General features: G+C 70.9%; 13 protein-coding genes. 6 read left to right on the forward strand and 7 right to left on the reverse strand.

All coding sequences use genetic code 11. The annotated features are described in order from the left end of the window. Nucleotides 1–60: 60 nt before the first annotated feature. Both QM711_RS15990 and QM711_RS15995 read right to left on the reverse strand, forming a co-directional pair. A complete protein-coding gene (locus tag QM711_RS15990) occupies nucleotides 61–822 on the reverse strand; it encodes a decaprenylphospho-beta-D-erythro-pentofuranosid-2-ulose 2-reductase (protein WP_415101113.1) in 762 nt (253 codons plus the stop codon). Between the two features lie 41 nt (nucleotides 823–863). Then, complete coding sequence (locus tag QM711_RS15995) at nucleotides 864–2,294, reverse strand: FAD-binding protein (RefSeq protein WP_415101115.1); 1,431 nt, start codon at nucleotides 2,292–2,294, stop codon at nucleotides 864–866. Nucleotides 2,295–2,392: 98 nt separating this feature from the next. Here QM711_RS15995 and QM711_RS16000 point away from each other — a divergent pair, with 98 nt between their 5' ends. After that, nucleotides 2,393–3,184 (forward strand): MBL fold metallo-hydrolase, encoded by a 792-nt coding sequence (locus tag QM711_RS16000; RefSeq protein WP_415101117.1) that lies wholly within the window; start codon nucleotides 2,393–2,395, stop codon nucleotides 3,182–3,184. A 113-nt stretch (nucleotides 3,185–3,297) separates the two neighbouring features. Here the strand turns inward: QM711_RS16000 and QM711_RS16005 are convergent, their stop codons facing one another. Then, nucleotides 3,298–6,258, reverse strand: a complete 2,961-nt coding sequence (locus tag QM711_RS16005) for a bifunctional [glutamine synthetase] adenylyltransferase/[glutamine synthetase]-adenylyl-L-tyrosine phosphorylase (protein ID WP_415101119.1) — start codon at nucleotides 6,256–6,258, stop codon at nucleotides 3,298–3,300. Nucleotides 6,259–6,282: 24 nt separating this feature from the next. On the opposite strand from QM711_RS16005, the gene QM711_RS16010 reads away from it, so the two are divergent. Then, nucleotides 6,283–6,672, forward strand: a complete 390-nt coding sequence (locus QM711_RS16010) for a sterol carrier family protein (protein WP_415101121.1) — start codon at nucleotides 6,283–6,285, stop codon at nucleotides 6,670–6,672. 97 nt (nucleotides 6,673–6,769) lie between these two features. Here QM711_RS16010 and QM711_RS16015 read toward each other — a convergent pair whose 3' ends face one another. Both QM711_RS16015 and QM711_RS16020 read right to left on the reverse strand, forming a co-directional pair. Then, nucleotides 6,770–8,107, reverse strand: a complete 1,338-nt coding sequence (locus tag QM711_RS16015; protein WP_415101123.1) for a glutamine synthetase family protein — start codon at nucleotides 8,105–8,107, stop codon at nucleotides 6,770–6,772. A 101-nt stretch (nucleotides 8,108–8,208) separates the two neighbouring features. Next, complete coding sequence (locus QM711_RS16020; protein ID WP_415101125.1) at nucleotides 8,209–8,376, reverse strand: hypothetical protein; 168 nt, start codon at nucleotides 8,374–8,376, stop codon at nucleotides 8,209–8,211. A gap of 43 nt (nucleotides 8,377–8,419) precedes the next feature. Here QM711_RS16020 and map point away from each other — a divergent pair, with 43 nt between their 5' ends. The 4 genes from map (at nucleotide 8,420) to QM711_RS16040 (ending at nucleotide 12,122) form a co-directional block, all read left to right on the forward strand. Then, entirely contained in the window at nucleotides 8,420–9,268 is an 849-nt protein-coding gene (gene map / locus QM711_RS16025) for a type I methionyl aminopeptidase (protein WP_415101127.1), read from the forward strand. Between the two features lie 42 nt (nucleotides 9,269–9,310). Then, complete coding sequence (locus QM711_RS16030) at nucleotides 9,311–10,195, forward strand: DUF2510 domain-containing protein (protein WP_415101129.1); 885 nt, start codon at nucleotides 9,311–9,313, stop codon at nucleotides 10,193–10,195. 184 nt (nucleotides 10,196–10,379) lie between these two features. Beyond that, nucleotides 10,380–11,102, forward strand: coding sequence for an SAM-dependent methyltransferase (locus QM711_RS16035; RefSeq protein ID WP_415101131.1), 723 nt, complete (start codon nucleotides 10,380–10,382; stop codon nucleotides 11,100–11,102). A 39-nt stretch (nucleotides 11,103–11,141) separates the two neighbouring features. Then, entirely contained in the window at nucleotides 11,142–12,122 is a 981-nt protein-coding gene (locus QM711_RS16040; protein ID WP_415102286.1) for a CobW family GTP-binding protein, read from the forward strand. A gap of 338 nt (nucleotides 12,123–12,460) precedes the next feature. Here the strand turns inward: QM711_RS16040 and QM711_RS16045 are convergent, their stop codons facing one another. Both QM711_RS16045 and QM711_RS16050 read right to left on the reverse strand, forming a co-directional pair. Further along, nucleotides 12,461–12,946, reverse strand: a complete 486-nt coding sequence (locus QM711_RS16045; RefSeq protein ID WP_415101133.1) for an iron chelate uptake ABC transporter family permease subunit — start codon at nucleotides 12,944–12,946, stop codon at nucleotides 12,461–12,463. Next, nucleotides 12,913–13,209 carry a hypothetical protein gene (locus QM711_RS16050; RefSeq protein WP_415101135.1) on the reverse strand — a complete coding sequence of 99 codons (297 nt, stop codon included), beginning with the start codon at nucleotides 13,207–13,209 and terminating at the stop codon, nucleotides 12,913–12,915. The genes QM711_RS16045 and QM711_RS16050 overlap by 34 nt, the downstream gene beginning before the upstream one ends.

Here is a 13,209-nt window from a genome sequence, read left to right on the forward strand (position 1 = left end):
CTAACTAGTTCTGCCCTCCCACAGGTGGGAGGGCAGAACTAGTTAGGGAGGGCCCTGGGGTCAGATCGGCAGCTTCCGGAAGATCGGCGTCGGGATGTGCCGCAGCACCATCATCACGTAGCGGAAGGCCGGCGGTACCCAGATCAGCTCCTTGCCGTCGGCGACGGCGGCGACGATCTGCCTGGCTACGTCCTCTTTGTCGACCGTCAGCGGTGCCTCTTTGACGTGCGCCGACATCCGGGTGCGGACCTGGCCGGGACGGACCACCAGCACCTTCGGGCCGAGGCCGGCAAGCGCCTGGCCGAGGTTGAGGTAGAAGGCGTCCAGGCCGGCCTTGGTCGAGCCGTAGACGAAGTTCGAGCGCCGCACCTTCTCGCCGGCGACGGTGCTCATCGCCACGATCTGGCCGTGCCCCTGGGCCTTGAACCGCTCCCCCAGCAGCACGCCGACACTGACCGCGCCGGTGTAGTTGATGGTGCAGATCTGGACGGCCTTGGCCTGGTCCTGCCACAGTTCCTCGGCGTCGCCGAGCAGGCCGAAGGCGACCATCGCCAGGTCGATGTCGCCGCCGGCGAAGGCGGCCTCGATGGCGGCCGGGTGCGAGGCGAAGTCGGCGGCGTCGAAGTCGACCACCTCGACTGCGGTCGCGCCCTGGGCCTTGAGCGAGTCGACGGACGCCTCGATGCCCGGGTCGCCCGGCAGGCAGGCCAGCACCACGCGCAGCGGCTGCCGGCGCAGGTACTCGCCGACCACGGCCAGGCCGATCTCGGACGTGCCTCCCAACAGCAGGACGGACTGCGGGTTGCCGACGGCGTCGAACATGGAATCTCCCTCTGGTTACGGCGAACGGTGGCGGTGGCGGGTCAGAGCAGGTTGAGGCGCCGGGCCATGTCGGAGGCAAACACGGCGTCGGGGTCGATGGCGCGCCTGGTGGCGACCCAGGAGTCGATCTCGGGGTACATGGCGTGGAAGGTGGCCGCTGTGGTCCGGGAGTCCTTGGCGGTGTACAGCCGTCCGCCGAACTCGAGGATGCGGGCGTCCAGGCCGGCCAGGAACTCGTGCAGGCCGCGCTTGATCGGGAAGTCGACGCAGACGTTCCAGCCGGCCATCGGGTAGCTGAGCGGCGCCCGGTTGCCCTCGCCGAAGAGCTTGAACACGTTCAGGAACGAGTAGTGCCCGGAGCGCTGGATGTCGCCGATGATCGCCTTGAACTCCTCAATCGCGGACGGCGGGACGACGAACTGGTACTGCAGGAAGCCGGCCGGACCGTAGGCCCGATTCCACTCGCTGAACATGTCCAGCGGATGGTAGAACCCGGTGAGGCTCTGGATCTTGTGGGCGTAGTTGCCCGATTTGGCGTACCAGGCGGTGCCCAAGGCGGTGAAGGAGAGCTTGTTGGCCAGGCCGTTGGGGAAGACGTCGGGCAGTTCGAACAGCGGCTTGGCGCTGAACGCCAGCGGGTCGGCGGCCAGCTTGGGCGCATACTCCTGCAGCTGCGCCAGGGTGGCCAGGTTGCCCCGGGACAAGGCCGCCCGGCCCAGTTTCGGTGGCGCCGAGATGGCGTCGAACCAGGCCGAGCTGTAGTCGTAGCGCGACTCGGAGCCGTCGGAGTGAACGGCGATGGTCTCGTCCAGGCTGTGCGTGACGATGCCGTCGGCGAGGAAGTAGGCGGTCTCGGTGCGGGTCATCAGCAACCGGACTCGCAGGATGATGCCGGTCAGCCCGATGCCGCCCACAGTCGCCCAGAACAGCGCGCCGTCCGGGTCGTCGGCGGAACCCGCCGGGGTGAGGGTGAGGACGCGTCCGTCGGCGACCAGCAGGTCGAGCGAGACGACGTGGTCGCCGAACGAGCCGGCCGAATGGTGATTCTTGCCGTGCACGTCGCAGCCGATCGCGCCGCCGATGGTGACCTGCCGGGTGCCCGGCAGCACCGGGACCCACAGGCCGTGCGGAAGCGCGGCGCGCATCAGGGCGTCCAGGCTGACCCCGGCGTCGAGGTCCACGATCGCCGACTCGGGGTCGATGGAGTGGATGGTGGCCAGGCCGGTCATGTCGACCACCAGCCCACCGGTGTTCTGCGCGACGTCGCCGTAGGAACGGCCCAGACCGCGCGCGACGATGCCGCGCCTGAGGTGCGAGGGGCGTCCGGCATTGTGGTCGGCGACCGCGGCGACCGCCGCCTGCACCTGCTCGGCCGAACTCGGCCGCAGCACATGCGCCAACCCGGGCGCGGTGCGGCCCCAGCCGGCGAGGGTTTCGAGGGACGTGGGCAGGTCGATGGCTGAACTGGACATCGCAGTCGACTCTATCGGCGCCGCCCGGTCGGCGATGCCCGACCACCACACTCGAGCCGGCCACGCGCCGAACCGGTCCGGCGGCTACGGTGACGAAGGTGGAGGTCCTACTGCTCGGTACCGGCGCCTCGGACGGCATCCCGAACGCCTGGTGCACCTGCCCGACCTGTGCCGAGGCCCGGGCCACCGGCGCGATCCGGAGCAACAACGCCGCCCTGGTCGACGACCGGCTGCTGCTGGACTGCGGACCCGAGGCGCCCCGGCAGGCCCAACGCGCCGGACGTGACCTGTCCGGCGTCCGCACCGTGTTGGTCACGCACGCCCACGACGATCACCTGGACCCGTCGTTCCTGATGCACCGCAGCTGGGTGAGCGAGCAGCCGCTGCAAGTGATCGGCCCCGCGCCGGCGATTGCCCGCTGCGTCGAGTGGCTAGCACCCGAGCAGCGCGCGGTCACCCTGACCACCGTCACCGCCGGCGATGTCTTCACCGTGGACGGCTACCGCGTCGCGGTGTTGCCGGCGACCCACGAGGCCTTCGGCGAGGCGGTGCTGTACGCCGTCGAGCGCGGCGGTCGCCGGCTGCTCTACGCCACCGATACCGGGCCGTGGAAGCCGCACGCCCTGGAGTTGCTCGCCGGCCGGCGGCTCGATCTGGTGCTGCTGGAACAGACCTTCGGCGATGCCGTCCCGCCCGGCGACGGCCATCACACCTTCGCCACCTTCGCCACGGCGGTGGACGATCTGCGCGCCATCGGCGCGGTGGACGCCGGTAGCCGGGTGATCGGCATCCACCTCGGGCACGACAACCCCCCGCACCCGGAACTCGTCCGCCGGTTCGCCGAGCTGGGCGCCGAGGTGCACCCGGACCTGACGCCGCTGAGGCTCTGAGCGGTCAACCCCGCGCCGGCGCCGCGGGCGGCACCAGGTTCGGGGGATCTTCCCGAATCCAATGGATCTGCAAGGCTGTCGACGATCGCGCCATCCCGGGTCGGCGCAGGCGACTACTCCAGCCCCCAGAAGATGTGGTCCATCACCAGCCGGGCCCGCCGGGTGCGGCGCCGGTACTCGTCGAAGAAGACACCGGATTCTCCCTTGTCGTAGCCCAGCAGCTGGGCCACCGCGGACGCCTCGCGCGGGTTGGTCGGAATGGTGTCGGACGCCCGCCCGCGCAACAGCAGGATGGCGTTGCGGATGTGACTGGCCATCGTCCAGGCGTCCCGCAGCGCTGCGGCGTCCTCGGTGGAGACCAGTTCCGCCGCTTCGGCGACGCCCAGCGCGCCGAGGGTGGACGTGGTGCGCAACTCGGGTAGCCGCGCGCCGTGCTCGAGCTGCAACAGCTGCACCGCCCACTCCACATCGGAGAGCCCGCCGGGTCCGAGTTTGGTGTTGCGCAGCGGGTCGCTGCCGCGCGGGATCCGCTCGACCTCCATCCGGGCCTTGAGCTTGCGGATCTCGTGCACCTGCTGCCGGTCTAGGCCGTCGGCGGGGTATCGCACCGCGTCGATCGAATGCAGCAGCGCCGCCGACAACTCGGCATCGCCCGCGCCGTGCGCGGCACGCTGCAACGCCTGCGCCTCCCAGGTCGACGACCAGCGCGCGTAGTAGGCGACGAAGGACGCCAGCGACCGAACGATCGGACCGCCTTTGCCCTCCGGCCGCAGGTCGACGTCGATGTCGAGCGCCGGATCGGGACCGGGTTTGGCCAGCACCGCCCGCAGATCCGAGACCACCTGGGTGCCGACCTTCACCGCGTCCGGTCGGTCGGTGTCCTCGATCACGAACATGGCGTCGGCGTCCGAGGCGTAGGAGAGCTCGCCGCCGCCCCAGCGGCCGAGCGCGATCACGGCGATCCGCGGCGACCAGTCGAGCCGGCGCCGGACGACCTCCAGCGCGGCGTCGATGGTGGCGCCGAACAGTTCCGACAATCCGGCACCGACGGTGGCCAGATCGATCAGCCCCAGCAGGTCCGCCATCGCGATCCGCAGCAGCTCCCGGCGCCGGACGGCCCGGATGTGTTGCACCGCGACGTCCAGTTCGGCGTGCCGCTTCGCCGACGCCTGCATCTCGGCCAGGATCTCGCCCCGCGCGCGTGGCCGCAGGGACGCCTCGTCGATCAGCATGCCGACCGCCTGCGGTGCCCGCATCATCAGATCGACGGTGTACCGGCTGGAGGACAGGATCCGGGCCAGCCGCTCGGCCATCGCGTCACCGTCACGAAGGGCCCGCAGGTACCAGTGGGTGCGACCCATCGCTTCGGACACCTGGCGGAACGCCAGCAGGGCATGATCGGGGTTCGGTCCGGCGGTGAACCAGCCCAGCATCGCCGGCAGCAGCTGCCGCTGAATCTCGGCTGTCCGGCTCAAACCCTGCGACAACGCCTCGATGTGCCGCAGCGCCGCCTTGGGGTCGGCGTAGCCGAGGGCACGCAGCCGCACCTCGGCACCGTGGCTGGTCAGCCGGACCGCCTCGGACGGAATCCGCGCCACCGCCTCCAGCAGCGGCGAATAGAACAGCCGCTGATGCAGGGCCAGCACCCGCCGGGTGGCCTCCCGCCAGCGGGTGCGCAGCTGCTCGGCGTCGGCCATCCCGACGCCTCGAGCCAGCCGGCGCAGGCTCAGCCCGTCCTCGGGCATCAGGTGGGTGCGGCGCATCTTCTCCAACTGGATGCGATGCTCGAGCAGGCGCATCAGCCGGTACGCGGCGTCCAGGTCCTTGCCGTCCGAGCGGCCGACGTAGCCGAACTCGATCAGCTTCGCCAGCGCGGCGAGCGTCCCCCGCTGCCGGACGCGGTCGTCGGCGCGTCCGTGTACCAGCTGGATCAGCTGGACGCTGAACTCGACGTCGCGCAGCCCGCCGGCGCCCAGCTTGATCTCGCGGTCCGCCTCGCGCGGCGGCAGCAGCGAGATCACCCGGCGACGCATCGCCTGGGTCTCGGTGACGAACTGGTCGTTCTCGGCGACATGCCACACCATCGGGGTGACCAGGTCGACGAAGTCCCCGGCGAGCGCCAGGTCACCGGCCATCGGACGGGCCTTCAGCATCGCCTGGAACTCCCAGTTCTTCGCCCATTTCTCGTAGTAGACCGCGTGGGAGGCGAGGGTCCGGACCAGCGGGCCGGCCTTCCCTTCCGGGCGCAGCGCGGCGTCGATCTGCCAGATCGTGCCGGCCGCGGTGTGGGCCGAGCAGATCCGGGTCAGCGCGCCGACCAGCCGGGTGGCGACCGTGATCGCCCGGCCGGTCTCGCACATCGGTTCGCCCGCCTCGTCGACGGCGGCCTCGGCGACATACAACACGTCGACGTCGCTGAGGTAGTTCAGTTCCTGGCCACCGGTCTTGCCCAGCGCCACGATGCCCAGCCGGGCACATTCCCAGCCCGCCACCTCGCCCCGGGACAACGCCAGCGCGGTCTCCACGGTGGCGTCGGCCAGGTCGGCCAGCTCGCCGGCCACCTCGGGGAGCAGGTCCTGCGGGTCGGCGGCGGTCAGGTCCGCGGCCGCGATCCGCAACAGCTCACGCCGGTAGGCCCGGCGCAGGTCGTCCGAGCGGGCCGGATCGGCGACCGGTGCCGCGGCGTCCGGGTCGGCACCCACGGCGTCCAGCAGAATCCGGCGCAGCGTCGCGGCGTCGCGGCGTCCGGACGGCTCCCGCAGCACGTCGACGTCCTCGGGATGAGCACCGAGATGCTGGTTGAGCGCCACGCTGGCGCCCAGCACGCTGATCAGCCGGTCCGACCAGCCGTCGTCGGCGCCCAGCTTGACGATCAGGCCCGGTCGCTGGCAGACGATCCGGTCGAGGCCGCCGATCGTGAGATCGGGGTCGGCGCTGGCCAGGATCTCGGAGACCAGGTGGTCGCAGTTGTCGCCCACGCCGTCGTACCAGCCGTTCAGGATCGCCGCCGCGCGACGCGGGTCGCCGAAGCCGAGCCGGGCCAGATTGCCCTCCGTGGTCGAGATGCGGGTCATGGCGGCGATGTTATCGTCGGGCGCGTGCCGTCCCGCCCCAGCCGCCGCCAGGCCCGTCCGATCGACTGGGCCGAGCTGGACGCCCTGGCCGAGGCCGGCCCCGACGCCGAGGTCGCCCGGCTCGCCGCGGCGGCGCGCACCCTGTGTGCCCGGATCGCCGCGGATCACCCCGGACGCACCGTCGAGCTACGGGTGCCGCCGTACGCCGCCGTCCAGCTCGCCCTGGACGACGGCAGCACCCACCGGCGTGGCACCCCGCCGAACGTGGTCGAGACCGATGCCGTCACCCTGATCGCGCTGGCCACCGGAGGGCTGACCTGGCCGGACGCCCGGGCCGGCCACCGCGTCCGGGCCAGCGGAGCGCACAGCGACCTGACGGCCCTGTTCCCGCTCCCCCGCAACACCGCGCGGTAAGCCCCTGCCTAACTACCTGTGCCCTCCCACCTGCGGGAGGGCACAGGTAGTTAGGCAGGGCTTTAGCGGCCGGGGCGGACGACGTCCGGCGGACGCCTCACAGCGACGGCAGCGAGGTGCGCAGCTCCCAGGGGGTCACCTGGGAGCGGTAGGACTCGTACTCGGCGCGCTTGTTCCGCAGCACGAAGTCGAAGACGTGCTCGCCGAGGGTCTCGGCGGCCAGCTCGGAGTTCTCCATCAGGGTGATCGCGGTGTCCAGCGAGCGGGGCAGCGGCTTGATCCCGAGCGCCTGGCGCTGCCGTTCGGTGAGCGACCAGACGTCGTCCTCGGCACCTTCGGGCAGCTCGTAGTCGTTCTCGATGCCGGCCAGACCGGCGTTGAGCACCAGCGCGTATGCCAGGTAGGGGTTCGCCGCCGAGTCGATCGAGCGCAGCTCGACCCGCGCCGAGGCACCCTTGGACGGCTTGTACATCGGCACCCGGACCAGCGCGGAACGGTTGTTCTGACCCCAGCAGATGTACCGCGGCGCCTCGGAGCCGCCGACCAGCCGCTTGTAGGAGTTCACCCACTGGTTGGTCACCGCAGCGATCTCAGCCGCGTGCCGGAGCAGGCCGGCGATGAACTGCCGGCCGATCTTGGACAGGTGGTACTCCGCGGACGCGTCGTAGAAGGCGTTGCTGTCGCCCTCGAACAGCGACAGGTGGGTGTGCATGCCCGAGCCGGGCTCGCTCTCCAGCGGCTTGGGCATGAACGAGGCGAACATGTTCTTCATCGCGGCGACCTCTTTGATCACCACCCGGAAGGTCATGATGTTGTCCGCCATGGTGAGCGCGTCGGCGTAGCGCAGGTCGATCTCCTGCTGGCCCGGGCCGCCCTCGTGGTGGCTGAACTCGACCGAGATGCCCATCTGCTCGAGCAGGGTGATCGCGTGCCGGCGGAAGTCGGTGCCGGCGTTGGCGGTGGTGTGGTCGAAGTAGCCGCCGCGGTCGACCGGGACCGGCGGCTGTCCCGGTTCGAGCGGCTGCTTGAACAGGTAGAACTCGACCTCGGGGTGGGTGTAGAAGGTGAAACCCATGTCGGCGGCCTTGCGCAGGGCGCGCTTGAGCACGTACCGCGGGTCGGCGAAGGCCGGCGAATCGTCGGGCAGCCGGATGTCGCAGAACATCCGGGCGGTGCCCTGGGTGGTGCCGCGCCAGGGCAGCAGCTGGAAGGTGGACGGGTCGGGGTGCGCCACCATGTCGGATTCGTACACCCTGGTGAAGCCCTGGATGGCGGATCCGTCGAAGCCGATTCCCTCGGCGAACGCACCCTCGAGTTCGGCGGGGGCGATCGCGACCGACTTCAGGAATCCCAGGACGTCGGTGAACCAGAGCCGGACGAAGCGGACATCGCGCTCTTCCATGGCACGCAGGACGAACTCTGTCTGCTTATCCATGGCGGCTAGTCTGCCGCCCGAAGTGTTTCAGTTGGGTTACATCCACCAAACGACGACGCTCAACCCCGGTGACCCGCGGCCCGGACGGGCCGTGCCGGCCTTCAGTCGTCCTCGGCGTCCCACTGCTCGTTGCGCTGCTGCACCTTCTGCAGTGCGTGCGCCGCCTCGTCGCGACTCGGGTAGGGACCCAGCCGGTCTTCGGCCTTGCAGCCCTCGTAGGGTTCCACCGCGTGGTGCTTCAAGCACCAGTACCAGTCACCGCCGCTCATGCTCGCCCCTTTGCCGCCCGGTGGCCCCACTATGCTCGCGCCCGTGACCGCGATCAAGCCCTATCCGCTGACGCCCGAGCGCCGGGTGCCGGCCGCGATCGGCCGTCCGCACTATGTCGGACGCCCCGCGCCCGACCGCTACCGCGGGCCGGATGTGCAGACCCCGGACGTGATCGAGCGGATGCGAGTCGCCGGGCGGCTGGCCGCCCGGGCGATGCACGTCGCGGCGGCCGCGATCGCCCCGGGCGTGACCACCGACGAGCTCGACCGGGTCGCCCATGAATACATCTGCGACAACGGTGGTTACCCCTCGGCGCTGGGCTACCGCGGCTTCCCGAAGTCGATCTGCACCTCGGTCAACGAGGTGATCTGTCACGGCATCCCGGATACCCGGCCGCTCGAGGACGGCGACCTGGTCAAGATCGACGTCACCGCCTTCGTGGACGGCGTGCACGGCGACAACTGCGGCACCTTCTTCTGCGGCACGGTCGACCAGGCGTCCCGCGATCTCTCCGAGCGCACCCAGGAGGCGCTGAGCCGGGCGATCAAGGCGGTCCGGCCCGGGCGTCAGGTGAATGTGATCGGACGGGTGATCGAGTCCTATGCGAGGCGCTTCGGCTACGGCGTGGTCCGGGACTACACCGGCCACGGCGTCCACACGTCGTTCCACTCCGGACTGGTGATTCCGCACTACGACGAGCCGTCGCTGACCACCGTGATGCGGCCGGGCATGACGTTCACCATCGAGCCGATGCTGACCCTGGGCGACTATCGCTCGAACCTGTGGCAGGACGGCTGGACGGTGGTCACCAACGACCGCAGCCGGTGCGCCCAGTTCGAGCATTCGCTGGTGGTCACCAGCGACGGCGCCGAGGTGCTCACACTGCCCTGACCGGCACACCGGGCATGATGGCACCGGTTCCGAGGAGACTTCATGGCACAACCGGGCTGGTACCCCGATCCCGGCGGGCAACAGGGCATGTTCCGCTACTGGGACGGTTCCGCCTGGACCCGGCAACTGTCGGCCGACCCCAGCACCGCAGCGGACCCGCGTCCGGACAGGCCGAACCCGGCGGCGCTCTGGGCGATCATCGCGCTCGTCGTGGTTGTCGCCCTGCTGGCGGTCTTCGCCCTGCCGCAGTTGTTCCGCGGCGGACCGGCCCCGACCACGTCCGGGCCACCCGCGCCGACGGCTTCGGCCTGGGACGAGCGCGCACCCTCGCCCTCTCCTACTCCGACCCGGACGCCGAGCCGGAAGCCGACGCCGTCCCCGACGCCGACCCGCCCCGAGACCCACCTGCCGTGTCCTCGCTACGACACGGCGGTGGTCGGCGGACGCCTCTATGGCGGCGGTTTGAGCGTGCCGGTGATCCGTGACTCCCGGTGGTCGGTGGATCCCGTCCGGACCATTCCCTGGGCGATCTGCGCGACCGGCCTGAAACGCACCATCACCTCCAGCTGGGTCAGCGAGGTGATCCTCGGTGGGATTCAGCCGCGGTCGCTGACCGGCTCGCTGGACGAGCAGGCCGCCGCGATCGCCGAGGATTCGGTGGGCCGGTTCTACAGCGGCGGCCGGGGCAAGCTGACCATGCAGACCAGCAAAGCCAGCACACTCGGCGGGCTGGACGCGTGGGAACTGCGCTACGAGGTGCGGGTGAACTACCTCGGCTCGATCCCCGGCGACAACGTCAACGTCGTCGTCGTGCAACACTCCGACGGCTCGCGCAGCTTCTTGATGACCTTCGCCACGATCGGCGACACCGAAACCCAGCGCCAGGTGGAGGGCAGCCGGGCCGCCGCGAGGGTCGAGAAGCGCTGACTTTCGCAGCGTCCCGCCAGCCGCTCAGATCGCTCGAACCAGGTTCGCACCGGCCGGCGCGCGGGGATGCCGCGGCGTCCGGGCCGATCACAACCGCGCTCTCGGCTGACTGACCCGCTCCGGCTATCTTAGAATGATTCTCATCATCTAGATTGTCCAGCGAGTCCACTTCGGAAGGCGGGGAATGACCGACCCCTATGCGGCGACCGCGGGCGCCTACGACCTGCTGAACGCTCCCTGGCGGGCTGCGCAGACCGAGGCTCTCGAACACCTTGCACCGCGGCTGCGGCCGGACGCCGGACCGATCCTCGATGTCGGAGCCGGCAGCGGCCTGAACACCGCGTGGGTGCTGGAGGAGTCCGCGGCGGCGCGAGTCCTGGCGCTCGAGCCCAGCCCCGCGATGCGGGCAGTGTTGCTCTCCCGGATCGCGGCGCGTCCCGACTGGACCGCGCGGGTCACCGTGCGCCCTGAGGACTTCTTCTCGGCAACGCTTCCCCACCGGATCGGCGGAGCCATCCTGCTGGGCGTCCTCGGGCACTTCGATCCGGGCGAGCGGGCCGCCGTCCTCGCCGAACTCGGGGACCGGCTGCCACACGACGGGGCGGCCCTGATCGACCTGCAGCCGCCCGAGCGGCCGGAGGCTGTCGCGGCGACCACGTTCGCCCGCACCAGAGTCGGCGACCTGGAGTACCGGGTGATCGGCGAGGCGACCCCGGACGGCGGCGAGCGGCTGCGCTGGCGGATGACATACCTCAGCCTGGACGGCGAGCGAGTGCTCACCGAAGAGGTCGCCGAGCACGTCTACCACCACCCGAGCCCCGAAACGCTGCTCGCCGAGGCGGCCAGCGTGTGGCTGCATGCCGAGCGGCTGGGCGACAGCAGCTACTGGCTGTTGCGCAGGGCCTGAACGGAGATCGACACGGCTGCCAAACTTCCGGTCATCGCACTGACCGGGTATCTCGGAGCAGGCAAGACCACCCTGCTCAATCACCTGTTGCGCGCCTCCAGGTCACGGATCGGCGTGGTGGTCAACGATTTCGGTGCGATCAACGTGGACGCGGCACTGGTCTCGGGCCAGGTGGACGAGCCGGCTTCGATCGCCGGCGGCTGCCTGTGCTGCCTGACCGACGCCGGCGGGCTGGACGAGGCGCTGGAGAAGCTCGCCCACCCGTCCCGGCGGCTCGACGCGATCGTGATCGAGGCGAGCGGGATCGCCGAGCCGGGGGCGCTGGCCCGGCTGGTCCGGTTCAGCGGGGTGGAACGCGTCCGTCCGGGCGGCCTGGTGGATGTGATCAATGCCGCGGACCACCTGGGCACCGTCGACCGGGGCGGGCCGCCGCTGGCCCGCCATGCCGCCGCGTCGCTGACGGTGATCAACAAGATCGACCGGGTGCCGGTCGCCGAGCGAGCCGAACGCGTGGCCCGGATCGCCGCCCGGGTACGCGCCGGCAATCCGCGGGCCCACCTGGTGGCCACCACGGCGGCCCGGATCGACCCACTGCTGATCATCGATCCGGCCCTGACCAGGGACGACGAGCAGCCGGCCCTGGACCTCGGCCGGGCCGGCCACACCCCCAGCCACAGTCACGCGGACGCGGTCACGGTGACGGCACCGGCGCCGATCGACCCGGCTCGGCTGATCGAACTGCTGGAACGACCGCCGGAGGGCGTGTACCGGCTCAAGGGTTGCGTCCGGGTGGCCGCGCCGGCGACGCCGCGCCGACAGGTGGTGAATCTGGTCGGCCGGCAGATCCACGTCGCCGACGGCAGCCCGGCGTCCGCCGCTGACGCCCTGGTGGCGATCGGCATGGACCTCGACCTGGCGGCCGTCCGGGCCCGCTTGGAGGACGCGCTCGCCCCGGCCGATTCGCGTCCAACCGCGGCCGCGCTGCGCCGGCTGCTGCGCTATCGCCGGCTCAGCGCCTAGTCCGCGATGACCGAACCGACACCGCCGAAACTGGGCGCCATTGCCGGCTACCCGCGTTATCTGAGTGCCCGCATCGCCGCCTGGATCGGCAACGTGATGAGCCTGGTGGCGCTGCCCGTGCTGATCTATCAGTTGACCGGCAGCGCCGCCCTGACCGGGTTGCTGGCCGCGGCTGGGGCACTGCCCTACCTGCTGCTCGGCCTGCCCGCCGGGGCGCTGGCCGACCGGCTGGGACGCCCGCCGCACCATGGCGGCCTGGAGCACTGTGGCCGGCGTCGCGATGCTGTCCGTATCGGCCGCGCACGCAGTGGGCGTGGTGACCGCCGGCCACGTGATCGTCACCGCCTTCGTCGTCGGAGTGGCGTTCGTGTTCGCCGACGCCGCACGATCACCAGCACCGCCCCGAAGCCCGCGCCCGGCGTGACGCCGATCAGCTGCGGGTCACCGAGCGGGTTGCGGACCACGGCCTGGATCACGGTGCCGGCCACGCCGAGACCGGCCCCGACCAGGATGGCGAGCAGGGTTCGCGGCAGCCGGACGGTCCAGACGATCTGATCCATGACAGCATCTCCCGCGGCACCCGGGAGGCCGAGGTGCCGTCCCACGATGCCCCACACCTCAGCCAGCCCGATCGACACCGAGCCGACCGAGATCGACACCAGTCCCAGGACGGCAACGCCGGTGGTCAGACCGGCCAGCACCAGCACGAAGACCGGGGGCACCGGCAGCGCCGGCGGTGACGCCTCGACGGCGTCCGGCACCCCGGCGAAGACTCGCGACCGGGCGGGGATCACGTCGTGCCGGTGTTCGGCGTCACCGCGCATTGCAGCTGTGCGACGGTCGCGCTGGTGCACTCGATCACCTCGCGCTCGCTGCGCCCGGTGGTGGCCGCGAGTTCCATGGCGAGCAGCCGAGCGATGGTGGCCAGTCCGACCATTACCTGGCCACCATCGGGCTCATGGCGCAACGCCCGGCTGAGCGCCGCTTCGGGATCGCGAGACGGTCGCGTCCAGGCCGACAACACCCGTAGTCCGGCGCGAATGCAGCGATACTGGGCGTCCGATACCCAACGCCGATCAGCGCTCAT

This window comes from Micropruina sp. (assembly GCF_047602385.1).
Taxonomy (GTDB): Bacteria; Actinomycetota; Actinomycetes; order Propionibacteriales; family Propionibacteriaceae; genus Micropruina.

Bases quoted from the DNA above. Each gene is read 5' to 3' on its own strand.
- QM711_RS16045 (WP_415101133.1), bottom strand. From the start codon at position 12,946: ATGCGCGGTGACGCCGAACACCGGCACGACGTGATCCCCGCCCGGTCG.
- QM711_RS16020 (WP_415101125.1), bottom strand. From the start codon at position 8,376: ATGAGCGGCGGTGACTGGTACTGGTGCTTGAAGCACCACGCGGTGGAA.
- QM711_RS16005 (WP_415101119.1), bottom strand. From the start codon at position 6,258: ATGACCCGCATCTCGACCACGGAGGGCAATCTGGCCCGGCTCGGCTTC.
- QM711_RS16050 (WP_415101135.1), bottom strand. From the start codon at position 13,209: ATGAGCGCTGATCGGCGTTGGGTATCGGACGCCCAGTATCGCTGCATT.
- QM711_RS16015 (WP_415101123.1), bottom strand. From the start codon at position 8,107: ATGGATAAGCAGACAGAGTTCGTCCTGCGTGCCATGGAAGAGCGCGAT.
- QM711_RS15995 (WP_415101115.1), bottom strand. From the start codon at position 2,294: ATGTCCAGTTCAGCCATCGACCTGCCCACGTCCCTCGAAACCCTCGCC.
- QM711_RS16030 (WP_415101129.1), top strand. From the start codon at position 9,311: ATGGCACAACCGGGCTGGTACCCCGATCCCGGCGGGCAACAGGGCATG.
- QM711_RS16035 (WP_415101131.1), top strand. From the start codon at position 10,380: ATGACCGACCCCTATGCGGCGACCGCGGGCGCCTACGACCTGCTGAAC.
- QM711_RS15990 (WP_415101113.1), bottom strand. From the start codon at position 822: ATGTTCGACGCCGTCGGCAACCCGCAGTCCGTCCTGCTGTTGGGAGGC.